The 20,845-nt window shown below is 70.0% G+C and carries 17 protein-coding genes and 2 tRNA genes; 6 read left to right on the top strand and 13 right to left on the bottom strand.

The window, feature by feature from the left end:
* Positions 1-73: 73 nt before the first annotated feature.
* Positions 74-1,543, bottom strand: a complete 1,470-nt coding sequence (locus ACIBLA_RS34740) for a catalase (RefSeq protein ID WP_399200903.1) — start codon at positions 1,541-1,543, stop codon at positions 74-76.
* A 126-nt stretch (positions 1,544-1,669) separates the two neighbouring features.
* On the opposite strand from ACIBLA_RS34740, the gene ACIBLA_RS34735 reads away from it, so the two are divergent.
* Positions 1,670-2,086: a Fur family transcriptional regulator gene (locus ACIBLA_RS34735; protein ID WP_363245607.1), complete on the top strand. Its 417-nt coding sequence runs from the start codon at positions 1,670-1,672 to the stop codon at positions 2,084-2,086.
* Positions 2,087-2,138: 52 nt separating this feature from the next.
* On the opposite strand, the gene ACIBLA_RS34730 is transcribed toward ACIBLA_RS34735, so the two are convergent.
* The 4 genes from ACIBLA_RS34730 to ACIBLA_RS34715 form a co-directional block, all read right to left on the bottom strand.
* Positions 2,139-2,212, bottom strand: a tRNA-Met gene (locus ACIBLA_RS34730).
* A gap of 156 nt (positions 2,213-2,368) precedes the next feature.
* Positions 2,369-4,327 carry a tetratricopeptide repeat protein gene (locus ACIBLA_RS34725; RefSeq protein ID WP_399200902.1) on the bottom strand — a complete coding sequence of 653 codons (1,959 nt, stop codon included), beginning with the start codon at positions 4,325-4,327 and terminating at the stop codon, positions 2,369-2,371.
* Between the two features lie 237 nt (positions 4,328-4,564).
* Positions 4,565-4,638: transfer RNA gene (locus tag ACIBLA_RS34720), tRNA-Met, on the bottom strand.
* Positions 4,639-4,680: 42 nt separating this feature from the next.
* Entirely contained in the window at positions 4,681-7,581 is a 2,901-nt protein-coding gene (locus tag ACIBLA_RS34715) for a UPF0182 family protein (protein ID WP_363245632.1), read from the bottom strand.
* A gap of 151 nt (positions 7,582-7,732) precedes the next feature.
* Here ACIBLA_RS34715 and ACIBLA_RS34710 point away from each other — a divergent pair, with 151 nt between their 5' ends.
* The gene (locus tag ACIBLA_RS34710; protein WP_399200901.1) at positions 7,733-8,338 is read left to right on the top strand and encodes a PPA1309 family protein; all 606 of its coding nucleotides are present in this window, start codon (positions 7,733-7,735) and stop codon (positions 8,336-8,338) included.
* An 87-nt stretch (positions 8,339-8,425) separates the two neighbouring features.
* Here the strand turns inward: ACIBLA_RS34710 and ACIBLA_RS34705 are convergent, their stop codons facing one another.
* From ACIBLA_RS34705 to ACIBLA_RS34690, 4 genes are all read right to left on the bottom strand, one after another.
* The gene (locus tag ACIBLA_RS34705; RefSeq protein WP_399200900.1) at positions 8,426-9,517 is read right to left on the bottom strand and encodes a PDZ domain-containing protein; all 1,092 of its coding nucleotides are present in this window, start codon (positions 9,515-9,517) and stop codon (positions 8,426-8,428) included.
* A gap of 57 nt (positions 9,518-9,574) precedes the next feature.
* Positions 9,575-9,748, bottom strand: a complete 174-nt coding sequence (locus tag ACIBLA_RS34700; protein WP_363245603.1) for a hypothetical protein — start codon at positions 9,746-9,748, stop codon at positions 9,575-9,577.
* A 151-nt stretch (positions 9,749-9,899) separates the two neighbouring features.
* Positions 9,900-10,361: a molybdenum cofactor biosynthesis protein MoaE gene (locus ACIBLA_RS34695; RefSeq protein WP_399200899.1), complete on the bottom strand. Its 462-nt coding sequence runs from the start codon at positions 10,359-10,361 to the stop codon at positions 9,900-9,902.
* A gap of 135 nt (positions 10,362-10,496) precedes the next feature.
* Complete coding sequence (locus ACIBLA_RS34690) at positions 10,497-11,609, bottom strand: SDR family oxidoreductase (protein ID WP_363245601.1); 1,113 nt, start codon at positions 11,607-11,609, stop codon at positions 10,497-10,499.
* 190 nt (positions 11,610-11,799) lie between these two features.
* Here ACIBLA_RS34690 and ACIBLA_RS34685 point away from each other — a divergent pair, with 190 nt between their 5' ends.
* Positions 11,800-13,329, top strand: coding sequence for a zinc-dependent metalloprotease (locus ACIBLA_RS34685; protein ID WP_363245600.1), 1,530 nt, complete (start codon positions 11,800-11,802; stop codon positions 13,327-13,329).
* A complete protein-coding gene (locus ACIBLA_RS34680; protein ID WP_363245599.1) occupies positions 13,326-13,865 on the top strand; it encodes an NUDIX hydrolase in 540 nt (179 codons plus the stop codon). The genes ACIBLA_RS34685 and ACIBLA_RS34680 overlap by 4 nt, the downstream gene beginning before the upstream one ends.
* A 54-nt stretch (positions 13,866-13,919) precedes the next feature.
* On the opposite strand, the gene ACIBLA_RS34675 is transcribed toward ACIBLA_RS34680, so the two are convergent.
* From ACIBLA_RS34675 to ACIBLA_RS34660, 4 genes are all read right to left on the bottom strand, one after another.
* Positions 13,920-14,684: an AIM24 family protein gene (locus ACIBLA_RS34675; protein ID WP_363245598.1), complete on the bottom strand. Its 765-nt coding sequence runs from the start codon at positions 14,682-14,684 to the stop codon at positions 13,920-13,922.
* 16 nt (positions 14,685-14,700) lie between these two features.
* The gene (locus tag ACIBLA_RS34670) at positions 14,701-15,381 is read right to left on the bottom strand and encodes an AIM24 family protein (protein ID WP_363245596.1); all 681 of its coding nucleotides are present in this window, start codon (positions 15,379-15,381) and stop codon (positions 14,701-14,703) included.
* Positions 15,382-15,394: 13 nt separating this feature from the next.
* Complete coding sequence (locus ACIBLA_RS34665) at positions 15,395-17,023, bottom strand: TerD family protein (protein WP_399200898.1); 1,629 nt, start codon at positions 17,021-17,023, stop codon at positions 15,395-15,397.
* A gap of 134 nt (positions 17,024-17,157) precedes the next feature.
* Entirely contained in the window at positions 17,158-17,781 is a 624-nt protein-coding gene (locus ACIBLA_RS34660; RefSeq protein ID WP_363245594.1) for a M48 family metallopeptidase, read from the bottom strand.
* 187 nt (positions 17,782-17,968) lie between these two features.
* On the opposite strand from ACIBLA_RS34660, the gene ACIBLA_RS34655 reads away from it, so the two are divergent.
* On the top strand, positions 17,969-19,255 hold the full coding sequence (locus ACIBLA_RS34655) for a TOMM precursor leader peptide-binding protein (protein WP_399200897.1): 1,287 nt from the start codon (positions 17,969-17,971) through the stop codon (positions 19,253-19,255).
* A 41-nt stretch (positions 19,256-19,296) separates the two neighbouring features.
* A complete protein-coding gene (locus tag ACIBLA_RS34650; RefSeq protein WP_363245592.1) occupies positions 19,297-20,697 on the top strand; it encodes an AarF/ABC1/UbiB kinase family protein in 1,401 nt (466 codons plus the stop codon).
* Positions 20,698-20,845: the final 148 nt, after the last annotated feature.

Here is a 20,845-nt window from a genome sequence, read left to right as displayed (position 1 = left end):
AGAGAGGCCGGGGCGGCGGTGGAGGCGGGTCCGTCCCGGAACCCGGCCTCCACCGCCTCATCGGCGAGGGCCGTCAGCCGCGCAATGCCTGGACCGCGCTGTCGAGCCGCTTGCCGAAGTCTCCGTCGGCCTGCCGGAAGTTGTCGATCGCCCGCTGGGCGATGTCGTCGCGCGAGACCTGGGAGATGAACCCGGCCAGGTTGCCGACCAGCCGCGCCTTCTCGTCCTCCGACATCAGCCGGTAGAGGTTGCCCGCCTGCACGAAGTCGCTGTCCTCGGCATGGCCGGGAGCCTCGGTGTTGCCGGTGGAGCCCGTGACCGGGACGGACTGCCAGAGCGGCCTGTCGGTCTGGAACGGGCCGCCGAAGCTGTTCGGCTCGTAGTTCTTGGCGCCCTTGTGGCGGCCGTCGTACAGGAAGCCGTCCCGGCTGTTCGTACGCGCCTCGGTGGCGTGCGGACGGTTCACCGGCAGGTGGTCGGCGTTGATGCCGACGCGGTAGCGGTGGGCGTCGCCGTACGCGAAGAGCCGGCCCTGGAGCATCTTGTCGGGCGACGGGCCGATGCCGGGCACGAAGTGCGCCGGGCTGAAGATCGACTGCTCGACCTCGGCGAAGATGTTCTCCGGGTTGCGGTTGAGCTCCAACGTGCCGATCTCGATGGGCGGGTAGTCCTCGTGCGGCCAGACCTTGGTCAGGTCGAACGGGTTGAATCGGTAGCCCGCCGCCTCCGACGCCGGCATGACCTGGATCTGCACCGTCCAGGACGGGAAGTCACCGCGCTCGATGGACTCGCGCAGATCGCGCTGGTGGCTGTCGGGGTCACTGCCGGCGAGCACGGCGGCTTCCTCGGAGGTGAGATTCTTGATGCCCTGGTCGGTCTTGAAGTGGTACTTGACCCAGAAGACCTCGCCGGCCTCGTTGTTCCACTGATACGTGTGCGAGCCGTACCCGTTCATGTGGCGCAGCGTGGCGGGGATGCCGCGGTCGCCGAACAACCAGGTGACCTGGTGGGTCGATTCGGGGCTCAGACCCCAGAAGTCCCATACGTTGTCGGCCTCCTGACTGCCGGTGTACGGGTCGCGCTTCTGGGTGTGGATGAAGTCGGGGAACTTGATGGCGTCCTTGATGAAGAACACCGGGGTGTTGTTGCCGACGAGGTCGTAATTGCCCTCCTCGGTATAGAACTTCAGCGCGAAGCCGCGCGGGTCACGCACCGCGTCGGCCGAGCCCAGGCTGCCGGCGACGGTGGAGAAGCGCAGGAAGGTCTCGGTCTGCTTGCCGACCTCCGAGAGGAACTTCGCACGCGTCCACCGCGAGACGTCGCGGGTCAGCGTGAAGGTGCCGTACGCGCCGGCACCGCGGGCGTGCACGATGCGCTCCGGGATGCGCTCGCGGTTGAAGTGGGCGAGCTTCTCAAGAAGCGCCTGGTCCTGGACCAGAACCGGACCGCCGACGCCCGCCGTCTCGCTGTTCTGGTTGTCGGCCACCGGCGCGCCGGCCTCCGTGGTGAGCGGTCCCTGAGTCACGTGCTCCTCCTGCGTCATACGTGCCGTACCTGTCGCTGGGCGATTGCTTGTCACGATCCTACGATGGACTTTGTCTAAGTCAAGTAAGAGTCCAACTCGACACTCATTCAGGATCTGGGTCCCTTCACTGTTAAGCTGACCCTCATGAGTGACCTGTTGGAACGACTTCGCGAACGCGGCTGGCGGATGACCGCCCAGCGCCGTGTGGTGGCCGAGGTCCTCGACGGGGACCACGTACACCTCACGGCGGACGAGGTGCACGCGCGTGCCGTGGCCCGGCTGCCCGAGATCTCCAGGGCGACGGTCTACAACACCCTGGGCGAGATGGTGACGTTGGGCGAGGTCATCGAGGTCTCGACGGACCGGCGTGCCAAGCGGTACGACCCGAACGCCCACCGGCCGCACCATCACCTGGTGTGCGCGCAGTGCGGCACGATCCGCGACGTGCACCCGCTGGGCGACCTGCTGGCGGACCTGCCGGCGACGGAGCGTTTCGGGTTCGCGATCTCGGACGTCGAAGTGACCTACCGGGGCACCTGCCCCAACTGCGCCCGGTCCTGAGCACGACGAAGGCCCGGATCCTGATCGGATCCGGGCCTTCGCCCTCTGCCAGTAGCGGGGACAGGATTTGAACCTGCGACCTCTGGGTTATGAGCCCAGCGAGCTACCGAGCTGCTCCACCCCGCGTCGGTGAACTCGACATTACGTCACCCCGTCGACCAGCGCAAATCCCTTTTGCGGCGCCCGATCGAGCGTGCCATCGAGCTTCCGGCCGGGCGTCTATCGATGGTGTCGAGCACCCCGTGCGCCCCGAAGCGGCGGTCACCGTCCGGTGACCGCCGCTCACGCGGTCAGCTCCTGGTGCAGCGCCTCCCGAAGCCGCGCCGCCCGCTCCGTGACCTCGGACGGCCCCAGCTCCACCGCGCGGGCGCACCAGCGCTGCCCCTCGGCCAGCTCCCCGCGCCGGGCCGCGAGCAGCGCGAGCCGCAGCGCCGCGCGCCCGTGGCCCGCCTTCGCCGCGCGGGACCACCACAGCGCCGCCTCGCGCTCGCTGCCCTCGCGGGCCAGCAGCAGCCCCAGATTGAAGGCGCCGTTGCGGCTGCCCGCCTCCGCCGCCGCCCGGTACCAGCGCGCCGCGTCCGCCATGTCGCCCCGGCCCGCCGCGAGCATCCCGACGCGCACCTGGGCGCGCCGGTGACCGTGCTCGGCCGCGCGCTCGTACCACTGCTCGCACTCGGTCTTCTCCGGCTGCGCCTCACCGAGCGCCGGAGCGCCCGGCGGCGGCTGCCGCGCGTCCAGCACGCTCGCCAGCCGGAAGGCCGCCTCCGTGCTGCCGCCACCGGCCGCGCACCGCAGATGCCGCTCCGCCGCCCGCTCGTCGCCGTCCCTGAGGCACGCGATGCCCACCTGGAGGGCCGCTTCCGTGTGCCCGGCCGCTGCCGCCCGCTCGTACCAGACCAGGGCCGTACGGTCGTCGTCACGGCCCGCGTACAGGATGCCGAGGTTGAACGCGGCGTCCACGCTGCCCGCCTCGGCCGCCTTGGAGAACCACGGCTCCGCCCCGGTCGGGTCGTCGGCCTGGAGGAGCAGCACGGCAAGGGCGTTGGCCGCCTCACGGTGGCCCGCGTACGCGGCATGGCGGTACCACTGCTCGGCCTGTGCCGTACGGTCCTGGGCCGCGCAGAGCAGCCCGAGGTTGTACGCGCCGTTGACGTCGCCCGCGTCCATCGCGGCCCGGTACCAGCGCTCGGCGGTCTGCTGCTCGCCGCGCGCGGCGTGCAGCGCGCCGAGCGCGTTGGCGGCGTTCCCGTCGCCTTCCTGCGCCGCGCGCAGCCACCAGACGGCGGCGCTCTCCTCGTCACCGGCGTCGCGCAGCAGGAAGCCGAGGGCGCAGGCGGCGCGTGCCTCGCCGTCCTTGGCGGACGTCAGATACCAGCGCCCGGCCTCCTTCAGCTCGCCACGGCTCTCCAGGATCACGCCGAGGTGCAGCGCGGCGCGCCGGTGCCCGCGTGTGGCTGCCTGCCGGTACCACTGCGCGGCCTCGGCGAGGAGCGACTGCCCCGCGTCGGCTACGGCGCCGTCCGTGCCGGTGGGCCCGGCGGGACCGGCGGGGGTCTCTCGTACGCCGGAGCCCGTGCCGTCGCCCGCGCCGTTCCCCTGGCCCGTGATGACCGCCCGGAGGGTGCCGCCGGTACGCGCGGACTGGCGCGCCCGCCGCTCCAGCGTGCGTGCGAGACGGTACGAGGCCTCCCGGTGGCCCTGCTCGGCGGCGGCCCGCAGCCAGCGCTCCGAGCCGACGTCGCTGCGGTGCTCCAGCAGGTCCGCGAGCGCGTAGGCGCCCAGCGCGTGGCCCTGCTCGGCGGACTGGCGCAGCCAGTACTCGGCGGCGGGCTCGTCGCCCTGCTCGCGGTAGTGCCGGCCGAGCGCGTGCGCGGCGGCGGCCGAACCGGCGACGGCCGCGACGCGCCACCAGCCCGACGCCTCTTCGATGTAACCGCGCTGGTGGAGGAGGACACCCAGGTTGTTGGCCGCGGCGCGGTCGCCCTCGGCGGTCGCCGCGCGCAGGTACTTCTCGGCGGCGTCCAGATCGCCGCGGCGCAGCAGCAGCGCGCCGAGCACGCTCATCGACGCGACGTCGCCGGCGTCGGCGGCACTCCGGTGACGCGCCTCCGTCTCGGCGTCGGCGCTCTCCGTGGCACCGGTCGCGTCCTTGAAGTGCTCGGCGCAAGCGGAACTATCCGCCTGTCGCCGCACAAACCGCCCTGTCTCCAACAGAGTTGCCCTGTCCCCCATAAAATCCATCGTTGCACCACCTGTTACCCGCGTACACCTGGTATATCGCGGCCACCAAGGTCACTTCAGCGTTTTGTCGACATGCCCACAGAGAGACAACTCAAACGCCTCTCCGGCCAACTCCCCGCGTCCGCCGCCCACTTCACGGCGGACGGTCATGGACCGGCCACGAACAGGTACGAAGACACCGCAACGCGCGGCGAAGGCCCGGATCCTGATCGGATCCGGGCCTTCGTCTTCTGCTAGTAGCGGGGACAGGATTTGAACCTGCGACCTCTGGGTTATGAGCCCAGCGAGCTACCGAGCTGCTCCACCCCGCGTCGTTGTGTCCCAACCTTACCACGACGCGGGGTGGTTGCTGATCAACTCTTGTCGTCGCTCCCGCCCGCCGGGGGCTTGGCCGGCGCCTCCGCGGACTTCTCCGCCTCGGCCGCGCGCTCCAGGGCGTCCTGGAGGGCCTCCTGGGACTTCCCGTACGCCTCCCAGTCCTGCTTCGCCAGCGCGGCCTCACCGTCCGTGTACGCCTTCTGGGCGTCGGCGATGGCCTTCTTGAGCGCGGCGTCACCGGTGGCGGGCGGCGTCGTCGTGTCGCCGTCCGGTGGTGTCGTCTCCGGTGGCGGCTCGGCGCCGTCGACACCGAACACCGCGTTCAGCGCCTCGGACAGGCTGTCCTTGAAGACCGGTTTACCTCCGTAGGAGACGGCGATCTTCTTCAGCAGTGGATAGTTCGCGCTGCCACCACGGGCGTACACCGGCTCGATGTACAGGAACCCTCCGCCGAGCGGCACCGTCAGCAGGTTTCCGTACTCGATGTCCGAGTCGGTGCCTCTCAGGTTCCGTACGAACTCGGCGACTTCGGGCACGCCGTTCAACTCGCTCTGCACCTGTTGGGGTCCTTGGACCGTCGACGTGACTCTCAGGACTCTGATCGTGCCGTAGTCCTTGCTGTTGGCATCCGCGTCGACGGCCATGAACGCCCCCAGATTGGGACGCCCGTTGGGCGTGAAGGTCGTCGTCAGCGAGAATTTCTGCTCCGACTGCCCCGGCATCTTCAGACTCAGGTAGTACGGCGGGACCGCACTGCTGTCCTTGTTCGTCGGGTCGTCGGGCACCTGCCAGGCGTCGGATCCGCTGTAGAACTGGGCGGCGTCCGTGACGTGGTAGCGGGTGAGCAGTTCGCGCTGGACCTTGAACATGTCCTGCGGGTAGCGCAGATGGGCCAGCAGATCTGGCTTGATCTCCGTCTTCGGCTTGACCGTGTCCGGGAAGGCCTTCATCCAGGTCTTGAGAACCGGGTCCTCGGTGTCCCACTGGTACAGGTCGACCGAGCCGTCGTACGCGTCGACGGTGGCCTTCACCGAGTTGCGGATGTAGTTGACCTGGTTCTGCTGCGCGACGACCGCGCGCTGGTTGTTGGTCAGCGAGTCGGCCGTGGTGTCACCCAGCGTCGTACGCGAGGCGTACGGGTAGCCGTTCGTCGTGGTGTAGGCGTCGACGATCCACTTGATCTTCCCCTCGACCACGGCGGGGTAGGCGTCGCCGTCGATGGTCAGCCAGGGTGCGACCGCCTCGACGCGCTCCTTCGGCGTGCGGTTGTAGAGAATCCGCGAACCTTCGCCGATGGCGCCGGAGTAGAGCATCTGCGGCTCGCTGAACGCCACGGCGTACGCCGCGCGGTTCACCGGGTTGGAGAGGTCGACGCCGCTGTTGCCCTTGTAGCTGGTGGTCTGCTCACCGTTCTTCTCGTAGTCGAGCTCCTTCTGCGGGCCGCCCACGATCGAGTACTGCTGGGTCTTCTCGCCGTAGTAGATCCGCTGCTCGTACGTGCCGAGGTTGCCGGTGGTCGGCAGGCCGGACTCGGTGAAGTCGGGCGCGCCGATCGTGCCGTCGTTCTCGTCGGTGACCGTCCCGGTGCCCTTGGACGCGATCGCTCCGTACCCATGGGTGTAGGTGAAGTGATCGTTGATCCAGTTGCGCTTGGGGATACCGGTGATGTTCAGCTCGCGCAGACCGATGACCGTGTCCTGGCCCTTGTAGCGGTCGACGTCCAGCGTGTCCGGGAACTGGTAGTACTTGCGCTCCTGCTGGAGCTGCTGGAACGCGGGCGAGACGACGTTGGGGTCGACCAGCCGGTAGCTGGCGGCCGAGTCGGCCGCCTCGCGCTGCTGCGCCTTCTTGTCGGGGTCGCCCTTGCCCGAGTAGTCCGTCACATCGGCGTCGTCGATGCCGTACGCGGCGCGAGTGGCATCGATGTTCTTCTCGATGTACGGGGCTTCCTTGGCCTGCTCGTTCGGCTGGACCTGGAACTTCTGCACGATCGCCGGGTAAAGACCGCCGATGAGGATGGCGGACAGGACCATCAGGCCGAAGCCGATCACCGGCAGCTGCCAGGTGCGGCGCCAGAGCGTCGCGAAGAACAGCACGGCGCAGATGGCGGCGATGCAGAACAGGATCGTCTTCGCCGGCAGATAGGCGTTGGCGTCGACGTACCGCAGGCCCGTCCAGTTGCCGGTGGCCTTGAAGTCACTCGCCTTGACCGCGAGTCCGTACCGGTCGAGCCAGTACGCCACGGCCTTCAGCGAGACGAACACACCGAGCAGCACCGAGAGATGGCCGGTGGCCGCGCCCGTCGCGCGCGCGCCGGGGCTGGTGACGCGCAGCCCTCCGTACAGATAGTGCGTCAGCGCGGCGGCGATCAACGCCAGCACGACGGCGGCGAATCCGAAGCCGAGCATGAAGCGGTACCAGGGCAGGTCGAACGCGTAGAACTTCACGTCCATGTTGAACTGCGGGTCCTTCTGGCCGAAGGCCACACCGTTGACCCACATCAGCCAGGTGCGCCACTGACCGGCCGCGGAGGCGCCCGCGATCAGCCCGACCAGCGCGGTGAGCCCGAACAGCACCCACTTCTTGTACGGGGCGATGCCCATCCGGTACCGGTCGAGGCTCTGTTGCTCCAGCGACATCGCGCTCAGCGGCGGACGCAGCCGGTGCGCCAGCCAGATGTTCACGCCGACGGCAGCCGCCATCAGCAGACCGAAGACCGCGAACAGGCCGACCTTGGTCCAAAGGGTGGTGGTGAAAACGGACGAGTATTTCACCGAGCGATACCAGAGCCAGTCGGTCCAGAACCCCGCGAACATGACGAACATCATGGCCAGGACGGCCAGAATGCCCAGTGTCATGAGCAGGGTCCGGGCACGTCTGGACGGCCGGCCCACTCTGATCCGTGGCCCGGTCGGGCCTCCGCCGCGGTCCGGCATCTGGAAAGCCAACGTGCGCACCTCGAAGTTCGCGGTCGTGTGAAGCAGCTGAAATCAACGTCTGTAAGTGGGCCCAAGCGATCGTAGGGCCCACTCATGCAACTTACTGAGGCTTTACCTAGTTCCCGCAGGGGGGTCGGAAGGAGGCAGGATGTTGGCCATGTCCAACGTTTCCTCCTCCTCTTCCTCCGCCTCCTCGTCCGACGAGCCGCACTCGGCGTCGGGCCCGGTCGCCTCGACCCCCATCACCCGTGCGGTGCTGGAGATCGACGAATACGCCTCCGGCCTGGGCTGGGACCAGCCGGCCAGGCTCTTCGCCCTCGTCGACACGGCCCGGCTGCGCTCCGACGAACCGGAGCTGGCCACCCAGCTCGGGCTCGACGACGGCTCGACACACGCCCCGCTCACGCCCGTCGAGCAGGACGAGATCCCGGCGGGCACGCCGCTCGACGAGTTCCTCGCCACGATCGCCTGGCCCGGCGCGGTGGCCGGCTGTGCGATCACGGTGGAGCGCCTGATGCTGCCGCCGTCCGCCGAGGCGTCCGTGCCCGAGGGCCTGGACGAGTCCGCGCTCGTGGACTGGGTCGCCGCCCACCCGGACCGTCAGGAGGTACGGATGACGGTCGCCGTACTGCGGGACGGGACGCGGGACTCGGCGCTGCGGCTGCGCGAGAAGGACTCGCCGACCCAGGTGCTGACCGGCGCGGGGCTGGTGCCTGGCCTGGCCGAGGCCCTGGCCGCCACGTTCGAGTCGTAGGCCGTAGGCCGTGCAGTGAACGCCGGACGGGCCGCGTCCGCGGCCCGTCCGGCGTTCGGAAGTTCCGAAAGTCGGGGCGGGCCTTCGTCAGTTCGTCGAACAGCTCGGCAGACCCGCGGTGTCCCCGCTCTTGATCTTCTCCAGGGACGCCGTCGCGTCCTTGATGTTCTTCACCCGCACCAGGTTGAGGCCCTTCGGGATGTCGGAGGCCGCCGCGGCGCAGTTCTCGTCCGGCGTCAGGAAGTACTTGGCGCCCGCGTCCCGCGCACCGACCAGCTTCATCCCGATACCGCCGATCGGGCCGACCTTGCCGTTGTCGTCGATCGTGCCGGTACCGGCGACGAACTCGCCGCCCGTCAGATCGCCGGGCGTGATCTTGTCGACTATCCCGAGCGCGAACATCAGACCGGCGCTCGGTCCGCCCACGTCGGCCAGCTTGATGTCGATCTCGAACGGGAACGTGTGGTCCGTCCCTGCCTGGATACCGACGATGGCGCGGTCGTCGTCCTCGTCGGACTTCACCGTCCTGACCGTGACCTTCTCGGTGCCCTCGGGCTCCTTGCCGGCCTTCTCGGCCGCCTGCGCGACCTTGGCCGGGATGATCGTGAACTCGACGTCCTCGCCCGGCTTGTGCTTGGTGACGATCTCCGCGACGTCCGGCGGCGCCTCGACCGTCTTGCCGTCCACCGCCCTGATGACGTCACCGGCATGCAGTGTGCCGTCGGAGGGGCTGTCCTTGACAACCGCGGAGACGATCACCCGTGAGGTGACGGGGATGTTCTCCTCCTTCAGGGCCGCGACCTTCGCGCTCTCCTGGGACTGGCTGAACTCCTCGGCATTCTCCTGCGTGGACTGCTCTTCCGTCTTGCCGTCCGGATAGAGAGTGTTGTGCGGCACCACGATGTTGTCGTGCGACAGCCAGCCGTAGACCGCCTCGACCACATTCATCTTGTAATCCGCGCCGGTGACCCTGACGGTCGTCATATTGAGATGACCCGAGGTCTGATAAGTCTTGCGCCCGGAGATGTGAAGCACCGGCTCGCCGTTCGCGTCGCCCAGAGTGTTCACCGTCGGACCGGGGCTCATCTCCGCGTACGGAACGGGGATGAACACTCCGGCACAGAGCAGCGCGATGAGGACGAGCGTGGATGCGAGCATCGTCGCGGTGCGGCGTGGCATGGAACGACAGTACGGGAAGGGTCTGTCAGCACACCCCGGGGGCCGTCCGCACGGGCCTCAGGTGACGTCCGTCGTCGCGGGTTCGGACTTCGCCATCGCGTCCCGGAAGCGCGCGTAGCCGGCGAGTTCGGCCACGTCTCCGGTGTGTCGAGTCCTTGAGGCCCAGCTTCCCCATATCGCCGCGCAGACGACGGCGAAAAGCGGAATCAGCAACCAGGCAAGCGCACCCATCCCCAACCTCCCTACCCATGTGTGTGCGTGTCCGTGCAACCTGCTGATCAGCAGATTAGTCATCTGCTGCTTCAACGCTCCGGGCAGGGGTGCAGTTACGCAAATCGGGCCACATGGGGACAGAAAGCAACTCGGCGGTGCGGGAAGGGCGTCAGCAGGCCCCGACCCATTCCTCCGTGCCGTCGGAGAATGTCTGGTGCTTCCATATCGGCACTTCGTGCTTGAGGTCGTCTATCAGCCTGCGGCAGGCCTCGAAGGCCTCCGCGCGGTGCGGGCAGGAGACGGCGACGACGACGGCCAGATCTCCGACGGCGAGGTCCCCCACACGGTGGACGGCCGCCAGTGCGCGGACCGGGTAATCGGCGGCGACCTTCTCGGCCACCCGGCGTAGTTCTGCCTCGGCTGACGGGTGACAGGAGTATCCGAGGGTGTCGACATCGGCGCCCCCGTCGTGGTTCCGGACCGTCCCGACGAAGAGCGCGGTGCCTCCCGCCGCGTCGTCGCCGACGGCCTGGAAGATCTCGTCGACGGACAGCGGGCTGTCGCGAATCGCCAGCAGACGGATGGGGTCCTGTGCCGCCTGCTCGCCCGGATGCGCCTCGATGCGTGCCATGCGGCCCATCGTGCCGTACGGCACCGGCATCCCGTAATGGCGCGTTCCACCGGCGGCCGGCCCGCTCGCCCGGAGCGTCCTGCGGAGTTCGCGCCTCCTACGGAGGGCGACAGACGCACGGCGCGCTCCTGAGGCTCAGAGGCGTCGGCGCGCCTTGCGGGCGCGGCGTACCACCGCTGCCGCACCGAGCAGGGCGACCGTCGCACCGGCGGCGCCGGCGGCCGTGGCGTCCTTACGGCCGAGGCGGCGGCCCGCGACGGTGTGGCGGCCCTCGACCTCTTCGAGAAGCGCGCCGAGGACTTCCTCGTTGGTCCAGCGGGGCCGCCAGCCGGCGTCGTGCAGACGGCCGACGCTGACCACCCACGGATGCATCGTGTACGCGAGGTCGCCGGCCGGGGACGGTGTGAGGCCGATCCGGTGCAGCCGGGCGGCGGCGCCCAGGGCGACGGCGGAGGGCAGTTCCATGCGGCGGATGCCGCTCAGCTCCTCGATCTCCTCCTGTTCGAGCCAGCCGTCGCAGCCGACCGCGAACTCGCCGTCGACCTTCTCCAGCGCGGCGTACTCCAGGGCGCTGACCAGGTCGTCCACATGGCAGAACTGCCAGGTGGGCCGGGAGCCCGCGACGACCAGCAGCCGGGGTGACTCGAAGTAGCGGGTCAGGGCGGTGTCAGTGCCGCCGACGAGGACGGCGGGCCGCACGACCGTGACGTTCAGGCCGGGGTGCGCGCGGGGCGCCCGGCGGCCGAGCCGTTCGATCTCCAGCAGGTCGCCGACGCCCGTGGCCTCCGCGGTGGCGCGCAGCTCGGCGTCCTCCGACAGCGGGATGTCGTTGTCGGGCAGCGCCCCGTAGACCATGGCCGACGTGCACAGGACGACCCGGTGCACGCCTGCGGCGGCAGCGGCCGTGAGGACGGTCTGAGTGCCACGTACGTTGTACGCCGTACGGGCGGCGGCGTCCCGTTCCAGGTCCAGATCGAGCGCCAGGTGCACCACCACGTCCGCGCCGCGCAGCTTCTCGGCGATGGCCGGATCCCGTACGTCGAGGATGTGCCACTGCGCCTCGGTCACCTCGCCCCGGCGCTCGTCGATGGCGACGACCTGCTTGATCTCCTCGGACGCCGCGAGGCGCCTGGTGAGCAGGTCGCCGACGCCCGAGGCGGCACCGGTGACCGCGACGACGGGGCCACGCGGCGGGGTCGGGGTTGAGCGGTTTCGCGCTGCGCGAACCTGCGGATCTGGGGAACTCACCGGGCGTCTCCAGCGGTTGTCTTCAGTACGGACGTGTATGAAACGTACGTACCAGGTGGCGTCCATCCTGCCGCAGGCCGCGCGTTGGCGGAGCACCGAGCCCGGATGCGGCCTCGGATGTCTACGCTGGGTGGTGTCGGGCAGTCGCCGTCGGCGGGAAAGCCGGCGGCCCAACGAGCCGAGGAAACCCGTGAGTGACACCCCATTCGGATTCGGCCTTCCGCCGGAGGAGCCAGAGGACGGCGACGGCAAGAAGAACGACCCCGCCGGAGGTGGTCAGGGTGCCGGCGGCGGAAGCGGCGGGGGCAACCCCTTCTCGGGGTTCGGCCTGCCGGGCGGTCCGGGCGGTGGCGCGGGCGGGGACAACCCGTTCGCCGCGATGTTCGGATCGATGAACCCCAGCGATCTGGGCGCGGCCTTCCAGCAGCTCGGTCAGATGCTCAGCTACGAGGGCGGTCCCGTGAACTGGGACATGGCCAAGCAGATCGCCCGCCAGACGGTCTCGCAGGGCACGCCCGACGGTACGAAGGACGCCAGCGTGAGCCCCGGCGAGCGGATCGCCGTCGAGGAGGCCGTTCGGCTGGCCGACGTCTGGCTGGACGCCGTGACGTCGCTGCCCTCGGGCGCGGGATCGACCGTGGCGTGGAGCCGCGCCGAGTGGGTCGAGGCGACCCTCCCCGCGTGGCAGCAGCTCGTGGACCCGGTGGCCGAGCGGGTGGGCGCCGCCATGGGCGACGTGCTGCCCGAGGAGATGCAGGCCATGGCCGGCCCGCTGATCGGCATGATGCGCTCCATGGGCGGCGCCATGTTCGGCCAGCAGATCGGGCAGGCCGTGGGTGTGCTGGCGGGCGAGGTGGTCGGTTCGACCGACATCGGGCTGCCGCTGGGCCCGGCAGGCAAGGCGGCGCTGCTTCCGCTGAACATCGCGGCCTTCGGTAAGGACCTCGGCATCCCCCAGGACGAGGTGCGGCTGTATCTGGCCCTGCGCGAGGCCGCCCACCAGCGGCTCTTCGCCCATGTGCCGTGGCTGCGGTCGCATCTGTTCGGCGCCGTCGAGGGTTATGCGCGGGGCATCAAGGTCGACGCCTCCAAGCTGGAGGACGCGGTCAGCCAGCTGGACCCCTCGAACCCCGAGCAGCTTCAGGAAGCGCTTCAGCAGGGCATGTTCCAGCCGGAGGACACGGTCGAGCAGAAGGCCGCCCTGGCCCGGCTGGAGACGGCGCTCGCGCTGGTCGAGGGCTGGGTGGACGCGGTGGTGCACGAGGCGGCCAAGACCCGGCTGTCGTCGGCCGACGCACTGCGCGAGACGCTGCGCAGGCGCCGCGCGTCGGGTGGCCCGGCCGAGCAGACCTTCGCCACTCTCATCGGCCTTCAGCTGCGTCCCAGGCGGCTGCGGGACGCCTCCCGGCTCTGGGCCTCGCTCACGGACGCGCGGGGCGTGGACGGCCGCGACGGGCTCTGGGAGCACCCGGACATGCTGCCCACGGCCTCGGACCTGGACGACCCGGACGGCTTCGTCCACCACGAGCACGCGGACTTCTCCGAGCTGGACAAGTTGCTCGGCGAGGCGGCGGGCGGCAGGCCGAAGCTCGCGAAGGACCCGGAGGGTCCCGATCAGGGGCCCGGCGCGGCCCCCGAGAAGGACGACGGCCGACCCGACGACAAGGGCAGGGGCGGCGACGAGGACGGCGACGAGGGCAAGGACGACAGCGCCAAGTGAGCCTGCACGACGACGCCGTCCGCGTACTGGAGACGTACGACGGACAGGACGAGCTGCGACGGATCTATCTGGAGCACCTGGCGGCCCGTCCCGACGGGATGTGGAAATCCTGTGAGGCCGGGCATGTCACGGCGAGCGCCCTGGTGATCGACCCCGAGCGGGGCCGGGTGCTGCTCACCCTCCACAAGAAGCTCGGCATGTGGCTGCAGATGGGCGGCCACTGCGAGACGGCGGACGTCTCGCTCGCGGCGGCGGCGCTGCGCGAGGCCACGGAGGAGTCCGGGATCGCGGGGCTGACGCTGCTGCCGGGCGGGCCCGTACAGCTCGACCGGCACTCGATTCCGGCACCCTGCCACTGGCATCTGGACGTCCAGTACGCGGCTCTGGCGCCGGTCGGGGCGGTCGAGGAGATCAGCGAGGAGTCGCTGGACCTGCGCTGGTTCACCTACGACGAGGCGGTGGCGGTGGCCGACGGGTCGGTGGCACGGCTCCTGGACCGTGCGCGCACAGCGCTCGGTGGGCCGGTGCGGGGCTGACGCGTCGCGAGCGGGCCGGAAGGGCTGAAAGCTCAGCCCTTCCGGCCTTCCGGATCAGCGCTGGTTGTTCCAGACGTTGTTCTGGTTCTGCGCGTGGGCGCCCTGCTGGCCCATGCCGAACTGCGCGCGCATCCCCTGCCCGATCTCCGCGTTCTGCGGCGGCATGACCTCACTGGGCTGGACGAGCGCGAAGCCCTGGCCGAGGAAGCTGAGCTCCCAGCCCTCGCCCGTGTTGCCGCGCCGGCGCCGTACGCCCGAGGAGTGCGTCTGCGCCTGCATCTGCACCCGGAGCGCGGAGGACCACGCCACGATCGCGTCCGCGTCGACGTTGACGTACTTGTCGGGCGTCACGTGCATCATCAGCGGCTGCCCGGACGTCATCAGGGCGACCTTGCCCCGGCCCGAGATGTTGAGCTGGTACTTGCCGGAGCCGGAGATGCCGTACTGGCTGTCCACCGCGATGACCTCGGTGTGGAGCGTGGAGTCGAGCGCCAGGACATAGGCGCTGTCGACGGTCATGCCCTCCTGGTCGACATCCACGACGTGCACGTACTGCGCGAGGTTGGCGAAGTAGACGGTGCCCTGCCCGGAGCAGCGCATCAGGTCGAGGCCTTCGCCGGTGTTCGCCCTGGCCCGGCGCTGGCCCTGGGACTGGTACTCACCGTCGAAGTCGATGAGTCCCTGGTAGGCGACCATCGCGCCCTTTCGGGCGAGGACGTCGTCGTGGCCGGTGAGCGCGACCCGCAGCAACTGCGGGTTCTGCACGACGTAGCGGTCCTGGGACTGCGTTTCCGCGAGTCCGAAAAGCGGGCTCTGCATGATGTTCCCCTCCCCCTCAGCCCCGGATCCGCAGGCGGTCGGTGCTGTCCTCGCTCGGTTGTACGACGACGAGGCCCTGGCCCGAGAAGGCCATCTGGAAGGCCTCCCCGCTGCCCCGTCCGATCAGCGACGAGGCCTTGAAGCTCCGCTTGCCCTTCACCTTGAGCGCGGGTGACCACGCCACGAGGGCATCGGGGTCGACGTAGGTCTCGTCCTCGCCACGGCCGCAGTCGACGACGATCGGCGTGCCGCGCGAGGTCAGCGCGACCCAGCCGGTCCCGGCGACCGTGACGTTCCACAGCCCCTGTCCGGCGAACTTCGCCAGTCCCTTGACCTTCTCGACGCCCCACTGGAGGTGCGCGTCGAAGGCCAGCAGATTGGTGCCGTTGACCGAGAGCGAGTCGTTGTTGAGGTTGATGACGACGACGTCGGCGCCGTAATCGGCCAGGTAGAGCAGACCGTCACCGGAGCACTTCATGATCGGGGTGCCTTCGCCGGTCACCCACTGGCCGGCGATCTGACGCACGGCGGGCGGATTGGGCTCGTACTGCACGAAGCCCTCGTACGCGACCATCGAGCCGGTGCGCGCGTAGAGGTCCTGCCCGCTCGCCATGGCGACCTTGAGCATGGTGCGGCCGTGATTCTCCATCCGGGCCGTGACGGGGGTCGGGGCGAAGCCCGCGAGTTGCTGGTTCATGTGCCGGACTCCCTCAGACCTCGTACGGCTGGACGACGATGAAGTTGCCGGGGGCTCCCCGGAACTGCAGATTCACGGTCTCTCCGCTGTGCCCCGGATACGCGTTGCGGCGCAGCCGGACCTGGCTGGAGAGGATCACCTGGGAGGCTGCCGACCAGGCGACGACGGCGTTGCAGTCGGCGAAGGTCGTGGGCGTGACCGGCAGGACGACCGGGACACCGTGGGTCTTCACGACGACGGTGCCGGTGCCCTGGAACTGCATCGTGAACAGGGCTCCGCCGGGGATGCCGTGGCCCTCGATGCGGCGGACCTCGTACTGAAGGGACTCGTCGAAGGCGAGCACGTTCTCCGCGGAGACGCAGACGGCGTCGCCCTGGAGCTCGATCGGGTGCAGGTGCGAGCCTTCCTCGGCGAGGAACACCTGGCCGCGGCCGGTGCAGCGCATCAGCTGCATTTCCTGCCCGGTGGCGTTGCCGACGATGCGGCCCGCGAAGCCGGCGCCCTTGTAGCCGAATTCGACCTTGCCCTGGTACATGACCATGCTGCCCTGGCGGGCCAGGACGGGTGCGCCGCCCATGGCGAGGTCGACCCGCATGAGCTGCTGGTTCTGCGGGGTCCAGCGCTGGCCGGTGGCCGCCTCGCGGTACGGCTGGAGCGCGGCCTGGAGACCGGCGCCTGCCTGCTGGCCCGCCTGCGGCATGCCCGGAGGCGGTTCGCCCTGAGGCTGGCCTCCGTACGGAGACGGTGCCGGCTGCCCGTACGGCGAGGGCGCGCCGGGTGGCTGTGCCTGACCGGGGAACTGGCCGGGCGGCTGGCCGGGGACCTGGCCGAACTGCGGCTGCTGCGGCGGCTGGGGCGCCTGCGGCTGACCGGGCGGCTGCGCGTAGGGCGACGGTGCGGGCGCCGGTGCCATCGGCGCCGTGACGGTGGGCGCGCCGTGCATCGGGTGCGGCGCGGGAGCCGGTGCCTGCGGCGCTGACGGGGCTCCGAACAACGGCGGGGGCTGCGGGGCGGGCGGGGCTCCGAAGGACGGAGCGGGCGCGGCGCCGCCGGGCGGCGGGGCGAAGGACGGGACGGCTCCGCCGGCGGGCGGCTGGGTCGCGGCCGGCTCCTCCTCGGCGACTTCGCCGCCGAAGTTCTTGAGCAGTGCGTCGAGTCCGCCGTCGAAGCCCTGGCCCACGGCGGCGAACCGCCAGACGTCCTTGAGGTAGAAGTCTCCGAGCATCACCGCGCGTTCGGTGCTGAACTCGGAGCCGTTGAAGGCGTATCGGACGACTTCTTCGCCGCCCGCGACTATCCGGATGTATCCGGGACCCACCTGGGACATCTGTCCGGCGCCGTCGATGGTGGCGGTGAAGGAGAGCCGCTGGATGTTCGCCGGAATACGGTCGAGCGTCACGCGGAAGGATTCGGTGTCCCCCGACTGCGCGCCCAGCAACTGAACGGATTCCTCGGGAGACTTCGGCTGATTGAAGAAGATGAAATACCGGTCGTCCGAAAGCTGTTCATTGGCATCGAGGCCGAAACAGCTGATGTCGAACGTCAAGCCGGGTGCGGCGATCTGCACACCTACGTACAGATCCGTCCCCTGCGTGAGGTCACTGATCTTGGCCTTGTGGCCGCGTTGGAATTCCCTGGCCATGCGTAACGACCGTCCCCCATCCCGAGCTGAACACGTCGCGTCAGGCTAACGGTTAAGTCCGACAACGAGCCAAGCCGGTACACATTCGGTACACGATCACCGAAGGGCCCCAACACGGGCGCCGTCAGGGGGCGTCACTCTCCGGCGGCGGCGGGCAGATGCGGCAACTGCTCGGCGGCGACGACGCCTTCGAGGTAGCCGCGGGCCCGTTCGGTACGGGGGTACGCCTCCAGCAACTCCCAGAAGCGCGGCCCGTGTCCCGGCACGAGCAGATGGGCGAGTTCGTGGACGAGCACGTAGTCGACGACGTACTCGGGCATGCCCTGCAGCCGGTGCGAGAGGCGGATGCTGCCCTCGGCCGGGGTGCAGGAGCCCCAGCGGGTGTTCTGGTTCGTGACCCATCGGACGGACGCGGGACGGGCCCGCCCTTCGAAATACTGCTCGGACAGCCGCTTGGCGCGCTGCGTGAGATCACCGTCGCCGAGTATGCGCTTGCTCTCCTGGGCCGCGAGCTTGTCGAGCATCACGGTCACCCAGCGGCGCTCCTCGGCCTCCGTCATCCGGGCCGGGATGAGCACGATGGTGCGGTCGCCCTCGCGGTAGGCCGAGACCGTCCTGTTGCGCCGAGCGCTCCTGCGGACTTCGACGGCGCTCGTGGCCGGGCCGCGCTGCGGGCGGCCGGTCACGCTGCGCTCTTCGCTTCCGGCGCTGTGCGGTGGGGATTCCCCCGCAACGCGAGGGGAAGGGTCGGCGGACACGCTTCGACGTTACCCGCTGTCAGTGAAGGACGTCCCGGCGCCAAGGCCTTTTGATCTTGATCCACTCCATACACCCGTCATTTGAACCGCTAATTCCCCACGCCTGTGGATAACTCTCCGCAGCTCTCACCGGTTCCCTGCATTCTGGATTCGGATCGCACGACAGGCATCACGGGGGGAGACGAATATGCATCCAATGGTGAAACCCGCGCTGCGCCGGGCCTGGCGGGAGCGGCAGACCGTGCAGTTCGGAATCACGCCCGCGCACGCGGTGGTGGTGGGCCCGGTGGATACGGCCACGGGCAGCTTTCTCGACCTGCTCGACGGGACGCGGGGGCTGCCGCTGCTGCGGGACGAGGCGCGGAGCATGGGGCTGCCGGACGGCAAGGCGGACGCGCTCGTGGACCGGCTCGCGGCGGCCGGGCTGCTGGACGACACCGAGGCGGGCGGACGGGCCGAAGCGTTACGGAATCGAAAGGTCGAGCTGGACCGGTTGCGGGCGGATCTGGCGTCGCTGTCCATCACTCACCGGAAACCGGGTGCGGCGCTGGAGCGGCTGGCGGCGCGGCGCACCATGCGCGTCCAGGTGCGCGGGGCGGGGCGTGTGGGCGCGGCCATCGCCTCCACGCTCTCGGCCTCCGGGGTGGGCCGGGTGGATGTGCTGGACGGCGGGCTCACGGAGGCGTGGGACGTGGGGCCGGGCGGGCTGCCGGCGGAGTCGGTGGGTGAGCGCCGGGATGTGGCGGCCCGGCTGCTGGTGCGACGCTCGGCTCCCGGCAGATCGGTCAGAGCGGGGGCGCCGGGGGTGCGGGCGGCCGACGCGGTGGCGGCTGATCCGGCTGGGGCGGAGGCGGGAGCCCCCGACGACATGTCGGGCGGGAGAGCGGCCGAGAGGCCCGAGCGGGCCGAGCGGGCCGAGCGGGCCGAGCGGGCCGACGCGCGGGCGGCCCTGGCGAGCGGTGGCGGAGCGGGGCTGTCGCTGGTGATCGTCGCCCCACGGGACGGGCTCGCGGCGTATGCCCCGGATCCGGCGTCCGCCGAGCGCTGGATCGCCACCGGGACTCCTCATCTCTACGCGGGAGTTGTGGAGGCCACGGGTGTGGTGGGCCCGCTGGTGCTGCCGGGCGGCACGGGGTGCGCGGGCTGCCTGGCCGAGGAGCGCACCGGCCGGGACGCCGGGTGGCCGCTGATGCTGGCGCAGTGGCGGTCGGGACGCAGGGCGTCGGTCACACCGGCCTGTGACCTGGGTCTCGCCACCACCGTGGCCGGTCTCGCCGCCGCCCACGCGCTGTCGTTCCTGGACGGGGAGTTGCCGGCGAGCACCGGTGCGCGCTGGGAGGTCACGCTGCCGCTGCTCGACTGGCGTTCGGAGCGGATCGCGCCGCATCCCGTCTGCCCCTGCGGGGCCGCCGGAGAACTGGAGGGAGAGGGCATGGCCGGGACGGGTGGACCGCACGACACAATGGTGGGGTAATCGCCGTACGCGGCGCGGCTGTCTGGGATTTGGAGGGGCGCATGTCTGATCTTCCCCGGAAGGCGGTCACCCGAACTGCCAAGTTGGCCGCGCTGCCGCTGGGCTTCGCCGGTCGTGCCACGTGGGGTCTGGGCAAGCGGATCGGCGGGAAGTCCGCCGAGATCGTGGGCCGGGAGCTCCAGCAGCGCACCGCGGATCAGCTGTTCAAGGTACTGGGTGAGCTCAAGGGCGGCGCCATGAAGTTCGGGCAGGCGCTGTCCGTCTTCGAGTCGGCGCTGCCCGAGGAGGTGGCGGGGCCGTACCGGGCGGCGCTCACCAAGCTCCAGGAGGCGGCTCCTCCGATGCCGACCAGCACGGTGCACAAGGTGCTGACGGAGCGGCTGGGCGAAGAGTGGCGTGAGCTGTTCCTGGAGTTCGAGGAGAAGCCGTCCGCCGCCGCGTCGATCGGCCAGGTGCACCGGGCGGTGTGGCACGACGGACGGAACGTGGCCGTCAAGGTCCAGTATCCGGGCGCCGGGGAGGCGCTGCTTTCGGACCTGGCGCAGCTGAGCCGGTTCGCCCGGCTGCTGGGTCCGCTGCTTCCGGGCATGGACGTCAAGCCCCTGATCAACGAGTTGCGCGACCGGGTGTCGGAGGAGCTGGACTACGAGTTGGAGGCGGCGGCCCAGCGGGAACACGCGGCGGAGTTCGCGGACGATCCCGACGTGGTCGTGCCCGATGTGGTGCACCAGTGCGACCAGGTGCTGGTCACGGAGTGGATCGACGGCATACCGATGGCCGACGTGATCGCCGACGGCACCGAGGAGCAGCGCGACCGTGCGGGCCAGTTGCTGGCGCGATTCCTCTTCTCGGGCCCGGCCCGTACGGGGCTGCTGCACGCGGACCCGCATCCGGGCAACTTCCGGCTGCTGCCACCCGTCGGCGCCGGCGAGGACGGCATGGAGGCCGAGGGTGAACTGCGGCTCGGTGTACTGGACTTCGGCACCGTGGACCGGCTGCCGGGCGGGCTGCCCGAGACGATCGGTGAGTCGCTGCGGCTGACGCTGGAGGGGGACGCCGAGACGGTGTACGAACTCCTGTGCACGGAGGGGTTCGTCAAGGAGTCGATCGATCTCGACCCGGTGGCGGTGCTGGAGTATCTGCTGCCGATCATCGAGCCGGCGGAGGCGGAGGAGTTCACCTTCAGCCGGGGCTGGATGCGTACCCAGGCGGCCCGCATAGCCGATCCGCGGTCTCCGGCACACCAGTTGGGGAAGCAGTTGAATCTGCCGCCCGCGTATCTGCTGATACATCGCGTCACGCTGAGCACGATCGGGGTGCTGTGCCAGCTGAACGCCACGGTGCGGCTCCGCGAGGAGCTTGAGGAGTGGCTGCCGGGCTTCCTGCCGGAAGAGTTGGCGTACGAGGAGGAGACGGCGGCCGAGGCCGAGGCAGGCGCCTGACAACGCACCGCGGGGGCCGGCCCTGTTGGATGCTGTTGGTTTATTCGGCCCCTGCTTGTGCCCCGTCGAGCGTTAGCTCGGCGGGGCACAGCGCTGCGAAGTGGCTGGTGCGGGTGCGGGCTCGGGGTGTGCCGGCGAGGTGGGCGTC

The organism is Streptomyces sp. NPDC050433 (genome assembly GCF_044458565.1).
GTDB lineage: Bacteria > Actinomycetota > Actinomycetes > Streptomycetales > Streptomycetaceae > Streptomyces.
The sequence above is the reverse complement of the archived record's forward strand: the minus strand, read 5'-3'. Positions and strand labels throughout refer to the sequence as shown.